The sequence below is a fragment of the Streptomyces sp. WAC00040 genome (genome assembly GCF_056835925.1).
The window spans coordinates 3,718,371-3,739,621 of sequence record NZ_JAKQZE010000001.1 but is presented as its reverse complement, the minus strand read 5'-3'; the positions used below and the strand labels follow the sequence as shown (position 1 = coordinate 3,739,621).

Below are 21,251 nucleotides of genomic sequence, written 5' to 3'. Positions count from 1 at the left end.
TCTGTGAAGGCTGCCCTTACGCCTTACCGGAGTCCCTGTTGCCCAGTCCGTACCGCGCGATTTTCGCCACCCCCGGCTCTTTGGCGTTCTCCACCGCCGGCCTCCTCGGCCGGATGCCGCTGTCCATGCTGGGCATCGGGATCATGACCATGGTCTCCGAGCTCACCGGACGCTACGGCCTGGCCGGCACGCTCACCGCGACGCTCGCGCTGTCCGCGGCCGTTCTGGGCCCTCAGGTCTCCCGTCTGGTGGACCGCCACGGCCAGCGCCGAGTGCTGCGTCCCGCCACTCTCGTCACGCTCGCCGCCGTCACCGGACTGCTGATCTGCGCCCAGCAGGGAGCGCCGGACTGGACGCTGTTCGCCTTCACGGCCGTCGCGGGCTGCGCGCCGAGCGTCGGCGCGATGACCCGGGCGCGCTGGGCCGCCCTCCTGGAGGGCTCGCCGCGGGAGCTGCACACCGCCTACTCGGTCGAGTCGATCATCGACGAGGTGTGCTTCATCTTCGGGCCGATCATCTCCATCGGGCTGTCCACCTTGTGGTTCCCGGAGGCCGGACCGCTGCTCGCGGCCGGGTTCCTGCTGGTCGGCGTCTGGTGGCTGACGGCTCAGCGGGCCACGGAGCCGAAGCCGCACCCGGCGTCGCACGACACGGGTGGCAGCGCGCTGCGCTCCCCCGGCCTCCAGGTGCTGGTCGCGGCGTTCGTCGCCACCGGAGTGATCTTCGGCGCGGTGGACGTGGTCACGGTGGCGTTCGCGGAGGAGACGGGACACAAGGCCGCGGCGAGCTGGGTGCTCGCGGTCTACGCGCTCGGTTCCTGCCTCGCGGGCGCCGTCTTCGGCCTGTTGCACCTGAAGGGCGAGCCCGCCCGCAGGTGGGTGCTGGGCGTCTGCGCGATGGCCGTGAGTATGATCCCCCTCCAACTGGCCGGGAGCTTGCCGTTCCTGGCCGTGGCGCTCTTTGTCGCGGGCCTCGCCATCGCGCCGACGATGGTGACGACCATGGCCCTCGTCGAGGCGCACGTACCGCGCAGCAAGCTGACCGAGGGCATGTCCTGGACCGGTACCGGGCTCGCGGTCGGCGTCGCACTGGGTTCCTCGGCCGCCGGCTGGGTGGTCGACGCGCAGGGCGCCGCTGCGGGGTACGCGGTGCCCGGCGTCGCAGGGGTGTTCGCGGCCGTGGTGGCGTTCCTGGGGTACCGCCGGCTGCGCAGGCCGGTGCCGATGCGGGAGGGGCAGCGTGAGCAGCGTGATCAGGACCCGGAGCAGCGGGAGCAGTCCGTGGCGTAACTGGGCGGGGACAGTTGTCTCCCGGCCAGCGAGGGAAGTCCGCCCCGCGTCCGTGGAGGAGCTCGCCGACGCGGTCCGCTCGGCGGTCTCCGAGGGCCTTCGGGTCAAGACGGTCGGCACGGGACATTCGTTCACGGCCATAGCGGCGACCGACGGGCTGCTGATCCGGCCGGACCTGATGACGGGGATCCGCCGGATCGACCGCTCGGAGATGACCGTCACCGTCGAATCGGGCACCCCGCTCAAGCGGTTGAACACCGCCCTCGCCCGTGAGGGGCTGTCGCTCACGAACATGGGCGACATCATGGAGCAGACCGTGGCCGGCGCGACGTCGACCGGTACGCACGGCACCGGACGTGACTCCGCCTCGATCGCCGCGCAGATCAAGGGCCTTGAGCTGGTGACGGCCGACGGGGCGGTGCTGACGTGCTCGGAGAAGGAGAACCCCGAGGTCTTCGCCGCGGCCCGGATCGGTCTGGGGGCGCTCGGAGTCGTCTCGGCGATCACGTTCGCGGTGGAACCGGTCTTCCTGCTGACCGCCCGTGAGGAACCGATGTCCTTGGACCGGGTCCTGGCGGACTTCGACGCGCTGCACGCGGAGAACGAGCACTTCGAGTTCTACTGGTTCCCGCACACCGGGAACTGCAACACCAAGCGCAACAACCGCAGCTCCGGCCCGCCGGCGCCGCCCGGCAGGGTCGGCGCCTGGATCGAGGACGAGCTGCTGTCCAACGGGGCCTTCCAGGTGGCCTGTTCGCTGGGCCGCGCGGTACCCGCGGCCGTTCCCGCGATCGCCAGGCTCTCCAGCCGAGCGCTGTCCGCCCGTACCTACACGGACATTCCCTACAAGGTCTTCACATCGCCCCGCCGGGTGCGGTTCGTGGAGATGGAGTACGCGGTGCCCAGGGAGACCGCGGTCACGGCGCTTCGCGAGCTCAGGGCGATGATCGAACGCTCGCCGCTGCGGATCGGGTTCCCGGTCGAGGTGCGCACGGCCCCCGCCGACGACATCGCGCTGTCGACGGCCTCGGGCCGGGAGACGGCGTACATCGCGGTGCACATGTACCGCGGCACGCCGTACCGGTCCTACTTCACCGCCGTGGAGTCGATCATGACCGCCCACGGCGGGCGGCCGCACTGGGGAAAGATCCACACGCGGGACGCGCGATACCTCGCGGACGCCTACCCCCGGTTCGGCGAGTTCACTGCCCTTCGCGACCATCTCGACCCGGACCGGGTCTTCCAGAATCCGTATCTGCGCCGGGTACTGGGCGACTGACCCCGGCCGGCTGCGGCGCTTGGTGCGGCCCGTTCGTCGCCTTCCTGACGTTCCGTCCACCCATCGGGCTTCTGACGCACCTTCAGCTGCCTTGCCTCGTCTACCCGTTGCGCACCGAGATAGGACATTTGAACGAAGAGAACAGTTCCGTTTCTGGTGTTCTTGTGAAGCACAACACCTGGTCAGCGCGCGCTCGAGCGCCGATCCAGCACCCTCCTGCCGAAGTTCGGCGGCGCGGTTGTCCACCCGGATGGCCCGAATGGAGTACTGTGGCGAGCCCTGGGCCCGGCCTCCCTCGTGGTGTCCGGATCCCCAGGTTGGGGGCCGAAAGCGGCGCTCGATCCGGCGGCACCGCGGTGAAGCATGGAGATCTATCGCTCAGAGTGACGACCGATCACGCTGAGTGGCCAATAGATCACCGTGCCATAACGGCGATCCAGGGCTCGCGCCCGACACGCCGGGCAACTCGGCAAGGTTGTGGCAGGCTGCACCCGGGCAGGCCACACTCGACTCGACTAGCGGAAGCAGCGACGCAGGTGACGTCGGCAGGCACCACCCGGGAGGTCCCCATGCCCGAACTGCGTGTCGTGGCCGTCTCCAACGACGGCACACGACTGGTGCTCAAGGCTGCGGACAGCACGGAATACACGCTTCCGATCGACGAGCGCCTGCGTGCCGCCGTGCGTAACGACCGTGCCAGGCTCGGCCAGATCGAGATCGAGGTGGAGAGCCATCTCCGCCCCCGTGACATCCAGGCCCGTATACGTGCCGGTGCCTCCGCGGAGGAGGTCGCCCAGCTCGCCGGCATTCCCGTCGACCGGGTGCGCCGCTTCGAGGGCCCGGTCCTTGCCGAGCGCGCCTTCATGGCGGAGCGGGCCCGTAAGACGCCCGTGCGCCGCCCCGGCGAGAACACCGGTCCGCAGCTGGGCGAGGCCGTGCAGGAGCGGCTGTTGCTGCGCGGCGCCGAGAAGGACACCGTCCAGTGGGACTCGTGGCGCCGCGACGACGGCACCTGGGAGGTCCTGCTCGTCTACCGGGTGGCGGGCGAACCGCACTCGGCGAGCTGGACCTACGACCCGCCGAGGCGGCTCGTCCAGGCCGTCGACGACGAGGCACGCGCCCTGATCGGTGAGACCGACGACACGATCGCGCAGGAGCCGAGCTTCCCGTTCGTCCCGCGCATCGCGCGTCTGCCCAGGGACCGGCCGCTGGACCGCGCCCTGGACCGGCAGATCGAGCGCCCGGCCGTGCCGTCCGCCGACGCCGACGACGACGAGCGGGACTCGCTGACCAGCCTGCTGGAGGCCGTGCCGAACTTCCGCGGCGACATGGTCGTGCCCGAGCGGCCCGTGGCGTCGGAAGCACCCGCCGTCGAGCCCGGTCAGGAGGCCGAGGCCGAGGAGGAGCCGGTGGCGCCCGCCGCGTCGGCCGGCGCGGGTTCCGCGTATGCGGACGTGCTGATGCCGCGCTCCGTGGCCGGGCACCGGGATCGCCTGACGGGCACCACCGACCGGCAGGCGGAGGCGGACGGCGTCCGCCCCGGCCGTCGCGCCGCCGTGCCGAGCTGGGACGAGATCGTCTTCGGCACACGCCGTAAGAAACAGGAGTAGGAACGTTCCGCACAAGGGCCGGCCCCATGAGGGCCGGCCCTTGTGCTGTGCGCGGATCAGCCCGGCTGCGGTCCGGTCGCGACAGGACGGTCCGGGTTCCGCGACCATTCGGACCACGAGCCCGCGTACAGGGCCGCGTCGAAGCCGGCGATCTCCAGGGCCAGTACCTGCTGGGCGGCCGAGACGCCGGACCCGCAGTAGACCCCGACGGGCCCCGACTCCTCATGGGCCCCGAGCTCCATGAACCGCGCCGCCAGCCACTCGGCAGGGCGGAAGCGGCCCTGGTCGTCCAGGTTCTCCGTGGTCGGCGCGGAGACGGCACCCGGGATGTGCCCGGCTACCGGATCGATGGGCTCCACCTCACCGCGGTACCGCTCCCCCGCACGCGCGTCGAGCAGCAGGCCGTCACGGGCCGTCGCCGCCGCGTCGTCGGCGTCCAGCAGGGGCAGCGCCCCCGGCTTCGGCTCGAAGGCGCCCTCCTCCGGTACGGGAACCGTCGTCTCGAGCGGCCCCGTCCACGCCGCGAGTCCGCCGTCCAGCACCCGGACGTCGTCGTGCCCGGCCCAGCGCAGCAGCCACCAGGCGCGAGCCGCGCCCCAGCCCTTGTCGGCGTCGTACACGACGACAGGGGTGTCGGGACCGACGCCCGCCCGACGCATCACCGCGCCGAACTCCGCGACGTCGGGCAGCGGATGACGCCCGCCGACTCCGGGCGGACCGGCCAGTTCGGCGTCGAGGTCGATGAAGACGGCACCCGGGATGTGCCCGGCCTCGTACTCGGGCCGGCCGTGCGGCCCGCCCAGCCGGTAGCGGACATCGAGAAGGGCCGGCGGGGTGGGGCCGGCGAGCTCGGCGGCGAGCTCGGCCGCGGAGATGATCGGATTCATACGGCCATCCTTGCGCACATGCCTGGCGCACCGTAACGCCCCCGAAGCGGACGAGCCGCACCAAAACGGGCAACCTCCGGCGGGAACCCGCCATATCCGGCGCGGCCAGGGCGCAGCAGGCCCCCGGTGATGACAACATCGGCTCGAGCGCAACGGTCTCCGCAGAGCCTCCCCCGACCGTGGACGCGCCAAGTCCCCCCGTACGGCCACCACGATGGTCCGAGGAGAGAGTGACGATGACCGAGGCGACTCGGCGCCCCCCGGGCACGCCCTGCTGGGTGAGCCTCATGGTGCACGGCCTTGACGCGACACAGGAGTTCTACGCTGCACTGTTCGGCTGGGAGTTCTCGCCCGGCCCCACGCAGCTGGGGCCCTACGTGCGCGCGATGCTCGACGGCAAGGATGTGGCCGGCATCGGCCGGCTGCCCGCCGACCGCCATCTGCCCGTCGCCTGGACCGCGTATCTGGCGAGCGACGACGCCGACGTGACCGCGGAGGCGATCCGCAGCTGCGGCGGCACGATCGGCGTCGGGCCGCTCGACGCCGCCGAAGCGGGACGGCTGGTCATCGCCTCCGACCCGGCGGGCGCGGTGTTCGGGGTCTGGCAGGCGGCGGGTCACACCGGCACCGCCGTGCACGGCGCGCACGGGACACCCGTCTGGAACGAGCTGCGGACCAGGGACACTTCGTCGATCGGCAAGTTCTACCAGGCGGTCTTCGGCCATGACGCCAAGGAGGACGACACGGGGCCCGACCGGCTCACGCTGCGACTCGAGGGCCGTCCCGTCGCCACGGTGCAGGCAATGGGCCAGGCCCTGCCGCGCGACCGCGGCCCGCACTGGATGACGTACTTCGAGGTCGAGGACACGGACGCGGCCGCGCGCCGGGTGGTGGAACTGGGCGGGCATGTCGTCGAGGTGCCCGGGCCGGGCCCGCGCGGGCGGGCGGCGACCGTCAGCGACCCCGAGGGCGCCGTCTTCACGATCGTACGGTCGGACGTCCCCTGAGATCACGGGCGTCATGGCCGCCGGCACCGCCGTCCGCGTCGGTCTCGACGGGCAGGACGTCCGGGGAGAGCGCCGCCGCGTGGGCAGAGGCGGCCGTCATCCGCCGGCGGTGGTGACGCCGGCACAGGACCTCGTAACCGATCTCGTCCGGTGACTGGTTGACGTCCCCGACGACGACCTGCGCGCCTTCGACCACCATCACGCCGCCGACGGTGCGGGCGTTGTGCGTGGCGCGCGCACCGCACCAGCACAGTGCCTCGACCTGGAGCACCTCGACCCGGTCCGCGAGTTCGACGAGCCGCTGCGAGCCGGGGAACAGCTTGGAGCGGAAGTCCGTGGTGATACCGAAGGCGAAGACGTCCAGTTCCAGGTCGTCGACCACGCGGGCGAGTTGGTCGATCTGTTCAGGCGCGAGGAACTGCGCCTCGTCGGCGATCACGTAGTCGCAACGACCGCCCTTGGAGAAGCGGTCGACGAGGTACGCGTAGAAGTCGAAGCCCTCGGCGGCCTCGACCGCGTCGGTGACCAGTCCCAGCCGCGAAGAGAGCTTGCCCTCACCGGCCCGGTCGTCACGCGTGAAGATCATGCCCTGCAGGCCGCGCGCGGACCGGTTGTGCTCGATCTGAAGAGCGAGGGTGCTCTTTCCGCAGTCCATCGTTCCGGAGAAGAACACCAGCTCGGGCATGGGGGGTGGAGACCTTTCGGGTCAGGCGGCGGGGAGGATCACGTGCGTACCCGGCGGGTCAGGTACGGGCACGGCGGGTCACGAGCGTACTTCGAGGAGCGGCACGAGCTGTTCGGCGGGAGTCATCGAGCCGTGCATGCCCACCATGGCGGACTCGTTCGGTTCGTTGACGGAGGCGGTGATCACCACGTCGTCGTGCGCGGCGGCCACGACGTCGCCGATCCGCCCGTACACCCTGTCGTCGACCTCCGGACCGAACCAGCCTGCGGCGACGGCCTCGTCGCGGCTCGCCACCCAGAACTGCTCCCCCAGCACCTCGCGCCACACGGCGAGGACGTCGTTCTCCGCGCCGGGCACGGCGTACACGTGGCGTGCCCTGCCCTCGCCGCCGAGCAGGGCGACACCGGCCCGCAGTTCCCAGTCCTCGTCGAAGTCGATGCGGGACTGCTCGTCGAACGGGATGTCGATCATGCCGTGGTCGGCGGTGACGTACAACGCGGCGCGGGGCGGCAGCTGGTCGGCGAGCCGCTCCACCAGCCGGTCCGCGTACATCAGTTGTCCGCGCCAGGCGTCGGAGTCGATGCCGAACCGGTGCCCCTTGCCGTCGACCTCGCTGTAGTACGTGTAGACCAGCGAACGGTCACCCGCGGCCAGTTGCTCGGCGGCGAGGTCCATACGCTCCTCGCCGGTCAGCCGGCCGTGGAACGTGCCGCCGCTGAGCGCGACCTTGGTGAGCGGCGTCTGCTCGAACGCGGGCGACGACACCTGGGCGGTGTACACCCCCGCCCGGTCCGCCAACTCGAAGACGGTGGGATACGGCTGCCAGGCCTTCGGCGAGGTCCACGGCCTCCAGCGGAGCTGGTTCATCAGCTCGCCGGTCTCCGGGTTGCGCACCGTGTAGCCGGGCAGGCCGTGCACGCCCGGCGGGAGGCCCGTACCGACGGAGGCGAGCGAGGTGGCGGTGGTGGCGGGGAACCCCGCCGTGATGGGTGCTCCGGTACCGCCGCGGGACGTGCCGAGGAGCGAGGTCAGGAACGGCGCCTCGTCGGGGTGGGCCCTGATCTGCTCCCAGCCGAGCCCGTCGATCAGGAAGACGCAGTTCCGGTCGGCGGGCGTGAGCTCGGCGATGGACTGCTCGAGCCCCGGGACACCCTGGCCGGCGGCGAGGGTGGGGAGCAGGTCGGCGAGCGAGCCGCTGCCGTACTCGGGCGCGGGAGCCGCGTACACATCGAGCGAGACGGGGTCGTCCGGCCACACGGCGGGCTGGGCCATCAGCGCGTGGCTGCCGTGGCTTCGGAGAGCGCCTGGGCGAAGACCAGGGTCTGGCGGACGGTATCGGGCCCGTCACCGGCCTCGCTGACGCGCAGGCTGAGGTCGTCGGCGGTCGAGCTGCCGGTGTAGCCGTGGTCGGCGTCGCAGTTCGGGTCGCCGCAGGCGGCGGGCTCCAGATCGAGGCGCGAGACCGCGCCCCAGCCGATGGTGAGCACGACCTCGCGGGGCAGCGTGCCCGGGGTGTACGACTCCGGGTTGGCGACCACGCGGCTGACGACCACCGACGAGATCCGGCCGAGCTTCACCGACTCGGTGGACGTGGTGGCGTAAGGGGTCGGGGAGCCGGAGTCGGCGGCCTGCTCGTCGGTGTGGCTGACGATGAACCGGTTCGCCGTCAGGACGAGGACGGTGACATGGCGGCGGACCTCGTTCGCGTCGAACGTGGTCTCCTGGTGCACCAGGTACGACGCGATCGGCTCGCCGCCGACGGCGGCTTCCACCGCCTCGGCCACGAGTGCCGGGTAGTAGCCGCTGCGCTCGATCGCGGCGCGCAGCCCCTGGGTCGTCGTACCGGTCTTCGCCATGCGGTCCATCCTACGGGGCCCCAGGGGCACCGGGCGCTCAGTAGCTGGGGAGCCGGCGGGGCCCGAGATCGCTTCGGGGCGGCGGCGGGGCCAGTCGTACGGACGCGTCCAGCACGGTGAGGCCGTGCTGGGCGACGACAACGGGCTCGAGGCTGATGCCGACCACTTCCGGGTGGTCGTCGACCAGTCGTGACACGCGCAGCAGCAGTTCCTCGAGCGCGGAGGTGTCGACCGGGGCGGATCCGCGCCAGCCGAACAGCAGCGGCGCCGCGCGGATGGTACGGATCAGCTCCGTCACGTCACGGTCGGTGGCGGGAACGAGCCGGTGGGCGGTGTCGCCGAGCAGCTCGGAGGCCACACCGGCCAGCCCGAAGGAGAGCACGGCGCCGACGGCGGGATCGATGGCCGCGCGCACGACGGTGTCCACACCGCGCGGCACCATGGCCTGCACCACCGGCTGGAGCTCGGCGGGCTTGCCGAGCGTCTCCCCCAGCTCGCGGTACGCCTGGCGCAGCTGCGTCTCGTCGGCCAGGTCGAGGCGTACCCCGCCGAGATCGGCGCGGTGGCGCAGATGGGGGGCGGTGGTCTTGAGCGCGACGGGGTAGCCCAGCCGCGCGGCGGCCCGCACGGCCGCGCCCGGGTCGGGCGCGGGCAGGGTCGGCCGCACATGGACGCCGTAGCGCGCCAGGAGTGCGTGGGCGTCGGCCGTGGCGAGGCTGAATCCCCTGTCGTCGTCCGCCGCCGCGAGCATCCGCTCGATGTGTGCGGCGGCTCCGGCCTCGTCGATGTCGTCGTACACAGGGACCCGACCGGGCTCCGCGGCCTGTCGTCGCCACTGGGCGTACCTCACGGCCTCTGCGAGGGCCCGAACGGCCCGCTCGGCGGCGGGGTAGGCGGGGATCCGGCGGGTGTCGGCGCCGGGCGACGACGGGCCGCTGCCTTCGGCGGACCCCGTGGCGCCGGGGTCCGCGGGCGCGGCTTCCCCGGGCCCGCCGACGGCCGGGCGGGGCGCCTCGCTCAGCGTCGCCGCGCCGGGGCCGGCGGGCCCGTCATCCCCGTCGCGTTCGGCGGTGTCGGCCCGCCCGGAGGGGTCGGACGGCGGGGCGGTGCTGGCCGCCGCCGCGAGGGCGTCGGCCAACGCGCCCATCTCCACGTGCACGACCGCCACGGGCTTGGCCGGGGCCGTGGCCGACGCGTCTCGGAGGGCAGTGGCGAGGACCTCGCCGTCGCCCGATTCCGTGACGCCGTTCTCGCCGACCCAGGGGATCGCCGTGACGACGACGGCGTCGCACCCGTCGTCCTCCAGCGCCTGCGCGAGGGCGGCGCGGAAATCCGAGGGGGTGGCCGCCGTCGTGAGGTCGCGCGGCGGGAGCGGACGCAGCCCCTCCGTGAGGCAGGCGTCGTAGGCGAGCAGACCGAGCGACTCGGAGTTGCCGAGGATCGCCACCCGCGGCCCGCGGGGCAGCGGCTGCCCGGCCAGCATCAGGCCCGCGTCGACGAGTTCGGTGACCGTGTCGACGCGGATCACTCCCGCCTGGCGCAGCAGCGCCCCGACGGTCGCGTCCGGGATACGGGTGAACGGCACCGCGTGGCCGGGCGGCACGCTGCCGCTGTGCCGGGCTCCCTTGACCACCACGACCGGCTTGACCGCGGCGGTCCGGCGGGCGAGGCGGGTGAACTTGCGGGGGTTGCCGATGGACTCCAGGTACATCAGGACGACATCGGTGTCCGGGTCCTCGTGCCAGTACTGGAGGAAATCGTTGCCGGAGACGTCCGCGCGGTTGCCGGAGGAGATGAACGAGGACAGGCCCGCGCCGCGCCGGTGGAGTCCCGACAGCAGCGCGATGCCGATCGCACCGGACTGGGTGAACAGGCCGATCCGCCCGGGCACGGGGGCCTCGGGGGCCAGTGAGGCGTTGAGCCGGACGGCGTCCGAGGTGCTGATGATCCCGAACGAGTTGGGCCCGATGATCCGCATTCCGTACGACCGGGCCTGCCTCACCAACTCGCGCTGGCGCTCCCGTCCCGCCCGGCCGCTCTCCGCGTATCCGGCGCTCAGCACCACGAGCCCCTGCACTCCGTGCTCGCCGCAGTCCGCGACCACGTCGGGCACCCGCTCCGCCGGGACGGCGACGACCGCCAGGTCGACGGGCTCGCCGATCTCGCCGACCGACCGGACGGCGGGCACACCGTCGATCTCGCGCTGTTCCTGCGGGAACGCGCGGTTGACCGCGTACACCCGGCCCATGAACCCGCCGTCCAGAAGGTTGCGCAGCGCGGTGCGTCCGACGCCGCCGGGCAGCCGGCCGGTGCCGACGACGGCCACGGAGCCGGGCGCGAGCAACCGCTGGACCGAGCGTGCCTCGGCGCGCTGCTCGCGTCCGCGCTGCACGGCGAGGGACTCCGCCGTCGGTTCGAGGTCGAGGGTCAGATGGACGGATCCGTCCTCGAAGCTGCGCCGCTGTGTGTATCCGGCGTCGCGGAACACCTTGATCATCTTGGAGTTGGCGGGCAGCACCTCAGCGGCGAAGCGCCGGATGCCCCGCTCCCGCGCCACCGCCGCGATGTGCTCGAGCAGCGCGGACGCGACACCGCGCCCCTGGTGCGCGTCCTGGACGAGGAAGGCGACCTCCGCCTCGTCAGCCGGGGCGCTCGCCGGCCGACCCTGTGCGTTGATGCGGTCGTAGCGGACCGTGGCGATGAACTCGCCGCCGACCGTCACCGCGAGTCCGACCCGGTCGACGTAGTCGTGGTGCGTGAACCGGTGGACGTCCTTGTCGGAAAGCCTCGGGTAGGGGGCGAAGAAGCGGTAGTACTTCGACTCGTCCGAGACCTGCTCGTAGAAGCTGACCAGCCGGTGCGCGTCCTCCGGCGTGATGGGCCTGATCCGGGCGGTGCCACCGTCGCGCAGCACCACGTCTGCTTCCCAGTGAGCGGGGTAGGCGTGCTCCTGCGAGGTCTGCATGGGGGAAAGCCTACGCGCGGCCACCGGTCGCGGAGGCGGTTGTGCGCGGGCAGTCTGAGGGGGCCGACGGCGGCCCGCACCCCGGCAGGGTGGGCGGGGAGCACGCCGGGACACATGAGAGACTGGTCTAGACAACCCGCTAAGACTTGAAGGGCAACACCATGGCTGAGCGCCGCGTCAATGTCGGCTGGGCCGAGGGCCTTCACGCCCGCCCCGCGTCCATCTTCGTCCGTGCCGCGACGGCTGCCGGCGTCCCTGTGACGATCGCCAAGGCCGACGGCAATCCGGTCAACGCGGCCTCGATGCTCGCCGTGCTCGGCCTGGGCGCCCAGGGTGGCGAGGAGATCGTCCTCGCTTCCGACGCGGACGGCGCGGAGGCGGCCCTCGACCGCCTGGCCAAACTGGTGGCAGAGGGTCTCGACGAGCTTCCCGAGACGGTCTGAGGACGGTCCGGGCCCGACCGGCCTGACGCCCGCCGCCATTCACAGAAAAACCGCGGTGTTCCGGATCCGGAGCACCGCGGTTCTGCATTTCAGGACCGCGTTCGGCATTTCGCCTTCGGAGGTCGGACGGAAAAGTAAAACAGGGAAAAGGCCGACCCCATCACGCCTTCTTTTGTATACGCCCTCTGTTAATTCCGGCCGCTCGTGGTGTTTACGGCATGTTGCGAAGTCCTCACCCGCACGGTGCGGCGCAGCCGGTGCGCCGTGGCGGCACGCTCGGCGTGCGCGGCCGTCAACGCGCGCGCCCGCTCCGCGTCACCGCGCGCCACGGCGTCGACGATCGCGCCGTGCTCGGCCCACGACTCGACCGGGGCGAGAGGCTGCTCCACCGAGTACATCCAGGCGATCTTGTGCCGCAACTGGGTCAGCAGCGAGGTCAACCCGGGACTGTCGCAGGACTGCGCGAGCGTCTCGTGGAACCAGGAGCCGAGCGAGCGCAAGTCCTCGCCCTGTCCCCGGCGCGCCCGCTCCTGACCGAGTCTCACCAGGCCGCGCAGCACCCGCAGATGCGCTTCCGTGCGGCGTTGCGCGGCGCGCGCAGCGCCCAGCGGCTCCAGAAGCATACGGATCTCCAGGAGGTCGGCGGCCTCCTGCTCCGTCGGCTCCGCCACACAGGCGCCGGCGTGCCGGCGGGTCACGACGAAGCCCTCCGACTCCAGGGTGCGCAGCGCCTCGCGGACCGGGACGCGGGAGACGCCATAGCGGCGTGCCAGGTGTTCCTCCGTGAGCCGGCTGCCGCGCTCGTGGACCCCGGAGACGATGTCGTCGCGGATCGCCGTGCATACCGAGTGCGCGGGAATACGCATGACCGAACCTCCGCATTGATCCGAGCGAAACGCAGCCGATTGACGCGTGTTCCCGTGACTCTATTGCAATGAACGCGTTTTTCCGACGCCAGGGTGAAAACCATGGAAGTCTCTTGACGGAGACGGCAATCACTCAATGGCCGAAACGCCGCGGAATGCGCAGAAGGCCCCCGGCCAAGCCGGGGGCCTTCGAAGACGAAGCGCGGGGCGCCGGACGGTGGGCGCGGCGCGGCTCGACCAGCCTCAGATCCGCGGCCGCATCTCGGCCGGCAGATCCGTGACGGCAAGGTCGCGCGCCGAACTCGGCCCGCGGCCGCCGGGACGGCGCCATGAGTGTGGCGCAGGCCCAGGCGCGGCGGGGACGAGGGCGACGGACATGGGCCCGAAACCGGCGCGGGCGCGGGAACGGTGGGCGCGGTCCCGGGTGCGGCCGAGGGTCAGACGTTGACGCCGCGCGAGCGCAGGTAGGCGACCGGGTCGATGTCGGAGCCGTACTCGGCGGTGGTCCTGGCCTCGAAGTGCAGGTGCGGCCCGGTCGAGTTGCCGGTCGAGCCGGACAGTCCGATCTGCTGGCCGGGGGTGACCTGCTGACCGACGGAGACGCTGATGGACGACAGGTGGCCGTACTGGGTGTACGTGCCGTCGTTCATCCGGATCACGACGTTGTTGCCGTACGCGCCGCCCCAGCCCGCCTCGACGACGGTGCCGGAGCCGACGGACACGACGGAACTGCCGGAGGCGGCGCGGAAGTCGACGCCGGAGTGGCTGCCGGAGGACCAGAGGGCGCCGCCGGTCCGGTACCCGGTGGTCACGTGCGAACCGGCGATCGGGAGCCGGAAGGAGTTCAGCCGCTTGCGCTCGGCCTCGCGGGCGGCGCGCTCCTTGGCCTCGCGGGCCTCCTTGGCGCGCGCCTCGGCCTTGCGCCTGGCTTCCGCCTTCGCCTCGGCCTCGGCCTTCGCCTGCGCCCTGGCCTTGGCGGCGGCCTCCTGGGCCTCTCTCTCCTGGGCGGCGGCCTGGTCGGCTATCTCGTCGGCGAGCGACCCCATGGAGACGATCTGGGTGAGGCCGGTGTCCTCGACGGAGGGGGCCTCGGTGTCGGCGGCGAGCGCCGGGGAGGCGAGGGTTCCGATGACGCCGGTGGTGGCGAGGGCGGCGACGCCGGCCAGGTTCGCGCTCCTGCGCGTCAGGCGGCTCGGGGCACGATGCTTCCCGGTGGCACGGGTGAACGCCATGAAGAGGCTGGTCCTTTCCTTCCTTCTCGCCTACCGGGTTAGCTGACGGGTTCGGAGCAGGAAGGTCTCCTACGGCCCCCTCCGCACGGGCGAAGGAGGGCCGATTCACCCCAGGGACTACGTGGGTCCCCGGCTCCCCAGGCTCGCGCCTGACGGGGACTCGGCGATGGCTGCCCGATGCCGCGGGCGCGACGATCTCCAGGCGGACAGCCGGACCGACGCTAGGCAACCCGTTCGTCAATCACCAAACAGACAGCCCGTTTTGTAGCGCATACCACAGGGCAGACAGGCATTCAGTCCTGCAAATCGGACATAGAACGGAACCCCGGCAAACGATTCGAAGCCGGGGTTCCGTTTTCACGCGATGCGCGTTTTGAGTCGTCCCGCCGGGCGGCGTCCGATCAGCCCGTGACAACCCTCACTTCACCGATGCCGAGGGCCTTCACCGGCTCCTCGATCTGCGACGCGTCGCCGACGAGCACCGTCACCAGCCGGTCGACCGGGAAGGCGTTGACGACCGCCGCGGTCGCCTCCACCGTGCCCGTCTCCGCCAGACGCACGTACATCTGTGCCTGGTAGTCGTCCGGGAGGTGCTGCTCGACCTGGTCGGCCAAGGTGGCCGCCACGGACGCCGCCGTCTCGTACTTCAGCGGGGCGACGCCCACCAGGTTCTGCACGGCGACGTCCCGCTCGGCGTCCGTGAGCCCCTCGGCTGCGAGCGTGCGGAGCACCTTCCACAGGTCACCGAGCGCCGGACCGGTGTTGGGCGTGTCCACGGAGCCGCTGATGGCGAGCATCGAGGCGCCGGAGCCGTCCGGAGCGGAGCGCAGCACCTGGCCGAAGGCGCGCACACCGTAGGTGTACCCCTTCTCCTCGCGCAGCACCCGGTCGAGGCGGGAGGTCAGCGTGCCGCCGAGGCAGTACGTGCCGAGCACCTGCGCGGGCCAGACACGGTCATGGCGATCGCCACCGACGCGGCCGATGAGGAGCTGCGTCTGCACCGCACCAGGGCGGTCGACGATGACCACACGGCCGGTGTCGTCAGCGGTGATCGCGGGCACCGGGCGCGGGTCCGCCTTGTCGCCCGTCCACGCCCCGAGCGTGTCGCCGAGGACGGCGTCCAGGTCGATACCGGTGAGGTCGCCGACGATCACCGCGGTGGCGGTGGCGGGCCGTACATGCGCCTCGTAGAAGGCGCGCACGGCGGCCGCGTCGATCCGCGCGACCGTCTCCTCCGTCCCCTGGCGCGGCCGGGAGACGCGCAGCTCGGCCGGGAAGAGCTCCTTGGAGAGCTGCTTGGCGGCCCGGCGGCCCGGGTTCGCCGTCTCGTGCGGGATCTCGTCGAGGCGGTTGCGGACCAGCCGCTCGACCTCGCCGGCCTCGAAGGCGGGGGCGATCAGTGCCTCGGAGAGCAGCCCGAGCGCCTTGTGCAGCCGGGAGACCGGTACCTCGAGGGAGACCCGGACGCCGGGGTGGTCGGCGTGTGCGTCCAGGGTGGCGCCGCAACGCTCCAGTTCCGCTGCGAACTTCTCCGCGGAGTGCTTGTCCGTGCCCTCCGACAGGGCGCGCGCCATGATCGTGGCGACGCCGTCGAGACCCTCCGGCTCGGCGTCCAGCGGAGCGTCGAGCGAGATCTCGACGGCCACGACCTGCTGGCCGGGACGGTGGCAGCGCAGCACCGTCAGTCCGTTGTCCAGCGTGCCGCGGTCGGGGGCCGGGAAGGCCCAGGGCCGGGCGGTGCCCGGGGTCGGCTGCGGGTGGAAGTCCATGGTCACGGCAGCGTCGCTCACTGGTCCGTCCCCTCCTGCTCGTTTCCGTCGGCCGCTTCGGTCTCTTCTTCGGCGACCGGTTCGTAGACCAGCACCGCCCTGTTCTCCGGGTGCAGCCTGGCCTTGGCGACCGCCTGCACCTCCTCCGCGGTGACGTCGAGCACCCGCTGGACGGCGGTGAGCGCCAGCTGCGGGTCGCCGAACAACACCGCGTAGCGGCAGAGTTCGTCGGCGCGGCCCGCGACCGTGCCGAGACGGTCCAGCCACTCGCGCTCCAGCTGAGCCTGGGCGCGCTCCATCTCCCCCGGCGTCGGGCCCTCGGCCGCGAACCGGGCCAGCTCCTCGTCGACGGCCGCCTCGATCTGTGGCACCTCGACACCGCCGGACGTCTTCACGTCCAGCCAGCCCATCGACGGTGCGCCCGCGAGGCGCAGCAGGCCGAACCCGGCCGCGACGGCTGTCCGGTCGCGGCGCACCAGGCGGTTGTGCAGGCGGGACGACTCGCCGCCGCCGAGGACGGTCAGCGCCAGGTCGGCGGCGTCGCACTCGCGGGTGCCGTCGTGCGGGAGGCGGTACGCGGCCATCAGGGCGCGGGCGGGGACCTCCTCGACGATCTCCTCGCGCAACTGCGCGCCGATGTTCTCCGGGAGGGTGCCCTCCCGCGGCGGCTGCTTGCCGCTGTGGGAGGGGATGGACCCGAAGTACTTCTCGATCCAGGCGAGCGTCTGCTGCGGATCGATGTCCCCGACGACCGACAGCACGGCGTTGTTGGGCGCGTAGTAGGTGCGGAAGAAGGCGCGCGCGTCCTCGAGGGTCGCCGCGTCCAGGTCGGCCATCGAACCGATCGGGGTGTGGTGGTAGGGGTGGCCCTCCGGGTAGGCGAGGGCGGTCAGCCTCTCGAAGGCCGTGCCGTAGGGCACGTTGTCGTACCGCTGGCGTCGTTCGTTCTTGACGACGTCGCGCTGGTTCTCCATCGACTCGTCGTCGAGGGCCGTCAGCAGCGAGCCCATGCGGTCGGCCTCGAGCCAGAGCGCGAGCTCCAGCTGGTGCGTCGGCATGGTCTCGAAGTAGTTGGTCCGCTCGAAGCTGGTGGTGCCGTTCAGCGAGCCGCCGGCCCCCTGGACGAGTTCGAAGTGACCGTTCCCCTTCACCTGTGCCGAACCCTGGAACATCAAGTGCTCGAAGAGGTGGGCGAGTCCCGTACGGCCGTTGACTTCGTGGCGGGAACCGACGTCGTACCAGAGGCAGACCGCGGCGACCGGGGTCAGGTGGTCCTCGGAGAGCACCACGCGCAGGCCGTTGGCCAGGCGGTGCTCGGTCGCTGTCAGGCCGCCGGAACCGGTCGGCGCTGTGGCCGTGTGACCCATGGGCATGTACGTCCCTTCGATCGCGAAAACTCAGAGGTGCTGCCGGACCTGCCACTGTATGCAAGCGCGCTGACACCTGGCGAAGTTCCCGTGCCGCGATCTGCGCCGTTCCACCCGCGGGGCGGGCTCGAAGAAGGGTCGCGGTCGGTGTTGTCAGCGGGACGGTCCACAATGGTCGGCGTCAGATGCCCACCTGGTACGTGAAGGAGCAGCAGCCGCGATGGCCCGCCGCAGCACGAAGACCCCACCGCCGGACGACTTCGAGGAGCGCATCCTCGACATCGACGTGGTGGACGAAATGCAGGGCTCCTTCCTCGAGTACGCGTACTCGGTGATCTACTCCCGGGCCCTTCCGGACGCACGCGACGGCATGAAGCCGGTGCACCGCCGCATCGTCTACCAGATGAACGAGATGGGCCTGCGCCCCGACCGCGGCTATGTGAAGTGCGCGCGAGTCGTCGGCGAAGTCATGGGCAAACTGCACCCGCACGGCGACGCGTCGATCTACGACGCCCTCGTGCGCATGGCGCAGCCGTTCTCGATGCGCCTCCCTCTGGTCGACGGCCACGGCAACTTCGGCTCGCTGGGCAACGACGACCCGCCGGCCGCCATGCGGTACACCGAGTGCCGGATGGCCGACGCCACCAGCCTGATGACCGAGTCGATCGACGAGGACACGGTCGACTTCCAGTCCAACTACGACGGCCAGGAACGCGAGCCTGTCGCCCTGCCCGCCGCCTACCCGAACCTCCTGGTGAACGGCGCGTCCGGCATCGCGGTCGGCATGGCCACCAACATGCCCCCGCACAACCTGGGCGAGGTCATCGCGGCGGCACGCCACCTCATCAGACACCCGGGCGCGGACCTCGAGACGCTGATGCGCCACGTCCCGGGCCCCGACCTGCCGACCGGCGGCCGCATCGTCGGCCTGACCGGCATCAAGGACGCGTACGAGTCCGGGCGCGGCACGTTCAAGATCCGTGCCACGGTTTCTGTGGAGAACGTCACCGCCCGCCGCAAGGGCCTGGTCGTCACGGAACTGCCTTTCGCGGTCGGCCCGGAGAAGGTCATCGCGAAGATCAAGGACCTCGTCGGGTCGAAGAAGCTCCAGGGCATCGCCGACGTCAAGGACCTCACCGACCGGCAGCACGGCCTGCGCCTCGTCATCGAGATCAAGAACGGCTTCATCCCCGAGGCCGTCCTGGAGCAGCTCTACAAGCTGACGCCGATGGAGGAGTCCTTCGGCATCAACAACGTGGCCCTGGTCGACGGCCAGCCGCTCACCCTCGGACTGAAGGAACTGCTCGAGGTCTACCTCGACCACCGCTTCGACGTCGTCCGCCGGCGCAGCGAGTTCCGGCGGACCAAGCGCCGGGACCGGCTGCACCTGGTGGAGGGCCTGCTCGTCGCCCTCCTCGACATCGACGAGGTCATCCGGCTCATCCGCTCCAGCGAGAACTCGGCCCAGGCCAAGGAGCGGTTGATCGAGCACTTCTCGCTGAGCGAGATCCAGACGCAGTACATCCTCGACACTCCGCTGCGCCGGCTCACCAAGTTCGACCGGATCGAGCTCGAGAGCGAGCGCGACCGGCTGAACGGTGAGATCGACGAGCTGACCGGCATCCTCGAGTCGGACGCCGAGCTGCGCAAGCTGGTCTCCTCCGAACTGGCCGCCGTGGCGAAGAAGTTCGGCACTCCGCGGCGCACGGTGCTGCTGGAGTCCGCGGGGACGCCCGCGCCGGCGGCCTCGCTGCAGGTGGCGGACGACCCGTGCCGGGTACTGCTCTCCTCCACCGGCCTGCTCGCCCGCACGGCCACCGGGGAGCCGCTGGTCGACAGCCGCAGCCGGCGCTCCAAGCACGACCTGATCGTTTCCGCTGTGCTCACGACGCAGCGCGGCGAGGTGGGCGCGGTGACCTCGGCCGGGCGACTGCTGCGTCTGTCGGTGATCGACCTGCCGCAGCTGCCGGACACGGCCACCACGCCGAACCTCGCCGGGGGCGCTCCGGTCGCGGAGTTCCTCTCACTGGAGGCCGACGAGACCCTCGTCTGCCTGACCACGCTCGACGAGTCGTCGCCGGGCCTCGCGCTCGGCACGCTCCAGGGTGTGGTCAAACGTGTGGTGCCGGACTATCCCGCCAACAAGGAGGAGCTGGAGGTCATCACCCTCAAGGAGGGCGACCGGATCGTCGGCGGCGCCGAGCTCCACACCGGCGAGGAGGACCTGGTCTTCATCACCTCCGACGCGCAGCTGCTGCGCTATCCGGCCTCCCAGGTGCGGCCGCAGGGCCGCCCGGCGGGCGGCATGACCGGCATCAAACTCGCCGAGGGCGCCGAGGTCATCTCGTTCACGGCAGTGGATCTGGCGGGCGATGCGGTGGTGTTCACCGTCGCGGGTTCGCACGGGACGCTGGACGACTCGATCGCGACGGCGAAGCTGACACCGTTCGACCAGTACCCCCGGAAGGGGCGGGCCACGGGCGGCGTGCGCTGCCAGCGTTTCCTGAAGGGCGAGGACGTGCTGCTCCTGGCCTGGGCGGGCGCGGCGCCGGCCCGGGCGGCGCAGAAGAACGGCGAGCCCGCCGAGCTGCCGGAGATCGACCCGCGGCGCGACGGCTCGGGGACAGCCCTCGCGTCGCCGGTGGCGGTGCTGGCGGGGCCGGCGAGCTAGGACCCCGGCTGCCACGTCTTCGGACATCGGAACAAGGGACCGTCCGGGCCGATCCGTCGAGGGTCAGTCCGGACGGTCGCTCACCAAGAGGTCGTCGGAGGAGAAGTCGGACCGGGTGTCGGACAGTTCCTCGGTGGACCCGTCGCGTACGTATCGCAGGATTCCCCACAGGCTGTGTTCCTCCGGGGCCTCCTGCACGCCGGTGACGCGGGCGGCATCCAGTTCCGCCAGCAGGGCGGAGGCGTCGATGCCGGAGCCGATGAGGACGAGCCGGGTCTGCCGCCCGCCGTCCTGCGGCGGCCAGGGCTCGGGGTAGAAGCGCAGGAACCTGCCGACGGAGTGGACGGCGTAGCGGTTACGGGGATCGAGGGCGCCGAAGTCGACGAAGCCCTTGATGCGGTAGAGGCCCTCCGGCCGTGAGTCGAGGAACTCCAGCAGCCGGCGTGGGTGGAGCGGGTCGTCCGAGGTGAACGAGGCGCTTTCGTAGGCGGCGTGCAGATGGCGGCCGTGCCCGGTGCCGTTGCGGTCGTGTGTGTCGGGTTCGTGGACGTCGTCGAAGGAGAGCTGGCCCACACGTTCCGACGGCGGGCGCGGTTCGAAGAACAGCTCGGCGTCGACGCGCCCGTACGACGCCGGGATCACCGCCGCCCGGCCGGCGAGAGCGGTGATCCGCTCACACAGCACCCGCAGGGCCGCCTCACCGGCCCGGTCGGCCTTGTTCAGGACGACCAGGTCGGCGACCCCGAGGTGCCGGTCGATCTCCGGGTGCCGTGCACGGGTCTGCTCGAACTCGGCCGCGTCGACGACCTCGACGAGACCGCCGTACACGATCCTTTCGTTCTCGCTGGCCAGCAACATCCGGACAAGCTCCTGCGGTTCCGCAAGCCCGCTCGCCTCGATGACGATCACATCGAGGCCGACGGCCGGGCGCGTGAGCTTGTCGAGGAAGACATCGAGTTCGCTCGCGTCGACGGCGCAGCACAGGCAGCCGTTGCCGAGGGAGACGGTGGAATCGCCGAGCTGTCCGGCCACTGTCATCGCGTCGATCTCGATCGATCCGAAGTCGTTGACGATCGCGCCGATCCGGGTGCCGCGGCTGGTCCGCAGCAGGTGGTTGAGCAAGGTCGTCTTACCGGATCCCAGAAAGCCGGCGAGGACGATGACGGGGATCTGCGACGTGCTCAAGACTGCACCTCCGGGCTCCGCTGCGCTTCGGGCCCTCAGGATATGGGCCGAGGGCACGGGGCCTGCGAGCGCCGGTATCGGCCGGCGACACGGGGCCGGAGTGCGCAGTTGGTTGCGCCTGAGTCGCAGGCTGGCGACGG

The 21,251-nt window shown here is 71.5% G+C and carries 16 protein-coding genes and 1 riboswitch; of the genes, 6 read left to right on the top strand and 10 right to left on the bottom strand.

Annotation, left to right across the window (positions count from 1 at the left end):
- Positions 1-38 precede the first annotated feature (38 nt).
- The 3 genes from MDN94_RS17215 (at position 39) to sepH (ending at position 4,178) form a co-directional block, all read left to right on the top strand.
- Complete coding sequence (locus MDN94_RS17215; protein ID WP_482726636.1) at positions 39-1,289, top strand: MFS transporter; 1,251 nt, start codon at positions 39-41, stop codon at positions 1,287-1,289.
- Entirely contained in the window at positions 1,240-2,568 is a 1,329-nt protein-coding gene (locus tag MDN94_RS17210; RefSeq protein WP_482726635.1) for a D-arabinono-1,4-lactone oxidase, read from the top strand. Before MDN94_RS17215 ends, MDN94_RS17210 begins: the two co-directional genes overlap by 50 nt.
- A gap of 569 nt (positions 2,569-3,137) precedes the next feature.
- A complete protein-coding gene (gene sepH, locus MDN94_RS17205; RefSeq protein WP_482726634.1) occupies positions 3,138-4,178 on the top strand; it encodes a septation protein SepH in 1,041 nt (346 codons plus the stop codon).
- 56 nt (positions 4,179-4,234) lie between these two features.
- Here sepH and MDN94_RS17200 read toward each other — a convergent pair whose 3' ends face one another.
- Positions 4,235-5,065, bottom strand: coding sequence for a sulfurtransferase (locus MDN94_RS17200; protein WP_482726633.1), 831 nt, complete (start codon positions 5,063-5,065; stop codon positions 4,235-4,237).
- Positions 5,066-5,301: 236 nt separating this feature from the next.
- Between MDN94_RS17200 and MDN94_RS17195 the strand changes: the two genes are divergently transcribed.
- A complete protein-coding gene (locus tag MDN94_RS17195) occupies positions 5,302-6,072 on the top strand; it encodes a VOC family protein (protein WP_482726632.1) in 771 nt (256 codons plus the stop codon).
- Here the strand turns inward: MDN94_RS17195 and MDN94_RS17190 are convergent.
- The 4 genes from MDN94_RS17190 to MDN94_RS17175 all read right to left on the bottom strand — a co-directional run bounded on the left by MDN94_RS17190 (position 6,044) and on the right by MDN94_RS17175 (position 11,578).
- Entirely contained in the window at positions 6,044-6,757 is a 714-nt protein-coding gene (locus MDN94_RS17190; protein ID WP_482726631.1) for a thymidine kinase, read from the bottom strand. The genes MDN94_RS17195 and MDN94_RS17190 overlap by 29 nt on opposite strands.
- 78 nt (positions 6,758-6,835) lie before the next feature.
- The gene (locus MDN94_RS17185) at positions 6,836-8,029 is read right to left on the bottom strand and encodes an alkaline phosphatase family protein (RefSeq protein WP_482726630.1); all 1,194 of its coding nucleotides are present in this window, start codon (positions 8,027-8,029) and stop codon (positions 6,836-6,838) included.
- A complete protein-coding gene (locus MDN94_RS17180; protein ID WP_307708671.1) occupies positions 8,029-8,613 on the bottom strand; it encodes a DUF5998 family protein in 585 nt (194 codons plus the stop codon). Before MDN94_RS17180 ends, MDN94_RS17185 begins: the two co-directional genes overlap by 1 nt.
- A 37-nt stretch (positions 8,614-8,650) precedes the next feature.
- Positions 8,651-11,578, bottom strand: coding sequence for a bifunctional acetate--CoA ligase family protein/GNAT family N-acetyltransferase (locus MDN94_RS17175; RefSeq protein WP_482726629.1), 2,928 nt, complete (start codon positions 11,576-11,578; stop codon positions 8,651-8,653).
- A gap of 161 nt (positions 11,579-11,739) precedes the next feature.
- Here MDN94_RS17175 and MDN94_RS17170 point away from each other — a divergent pair, with 161 nt between their 5' ends.
- Positions 11,740-12,021: an HPr family phosphocarrier protein gene (locus MDN94_RS17170; protein ID WP_005310999.1), complete on the top strand. Its 282-nt coding sequence runs from the start codon at positions 11,740-11,742 to the stop codon at positions 12,019-12,021.
- A gap of 188 nt (positions 12,022-12,209) precedes the next feature.
- On the opposite strand, the gene MDN94_RS17165 is transcribed toward MDN94_RS17170, so the two are convergent.
- The 4 genes from MDN94_RS17165 to MDN94_RS17150 all read right to left on the bottom strand — a co-directional run bounded on the left by MDN94_RS17165 (position 12,210) and on the right by MDN94_RS17150 (position 17,261).
- The gene (locus MDN94_RS17165; protein WP_482726628.1) at positions 12,210-12,887 is read right to left on the bottom strand and encodes a GntR family transcriptional regulator; all 678 of its coding nucleotides are present in this window, start codon (positions 12,885-12,887) and stop codon (positions 12,210-12,212) included.
- 437 nt (positions 12,888-13,324) lie between these two features.
- The gene (locus MDN94_RS17160) at positions 13,325-14,119 is read right to left on the bottom strand and encodes a M23 family metallopeptidase (RefSeq protein ID WP_482726627.1); all 795 of its coding nucleotides are present in this window, start codon (positions 14,117-14,119) and stop codon (positions 13,325-13,327) included.
- 13 nt (positions 14,120-14,132) lie between these two features.
- Positions 14,133-14,295, bottom strand: a riboswitch (cyclic di-AMP (ydaO/yuaA leader).
- 225 nt (positions 14,296-14,520) lie between these two features.
- Positions 14,521-15,909, bottom strand: a complete 1,389-nt coding sequence (locus MDN94_RS17155; protein WP_482726626.1) for a M16 family metallopeptidase — start codon at positions 15,907-15,909, stop codon at positions 14,521-14,523.
- Positions 15,906-17,261: a M16 family metallopeptidase gene (locus MDN94_RS17150; RefSeq protein ID WP_482726625.1), complete on the bottom strand. Its 1,356-nt coding sequence runs from the start codon at positions 17,259-17,261 to the stop codon at positions 15,906-15,908. Before MDN94_RS17150 ends, MDN94_RS17155 begins: the two co-directional genes overlap by 4 nt.
- Before the next feature lie 214 nt (positions 17,262-17,475).
- Between MDN94_RS17150 and MDN94_RS17145 the strand changes: the two genes are divergently transcribed.
- Positions 17,476-19,926 (top strand): DNA gyrase/topoisomerase IV subunit A, encoded by a 2,451-nt coding sequence (locus MDN94_RS17145; protein WP_482726624.1) that lies wholly within the window; start codon positions 17,476-17,478, stop codon positions 19,924-19,926.
- A 63-nt stretch (positions 19,927-19,989) separates the two neighbouring features.
- Here the strand turns inward: MDN94_RS17145 and MDN94_RS17140 are convergent, their stop codons facing one another.
- Complete coding sequence (locus tag MDN94_RS17140; protein ID WP_482726623.1) at positions 19,990-21,111, bottom strand: CobW family GTP-binding protein; 1,122 nt, start codon at positions 21,109-21,111, stop codon at positions 19,990-19,992.
- Positions 21,112-21,251 lie beyond the last annotated feature (140 nt).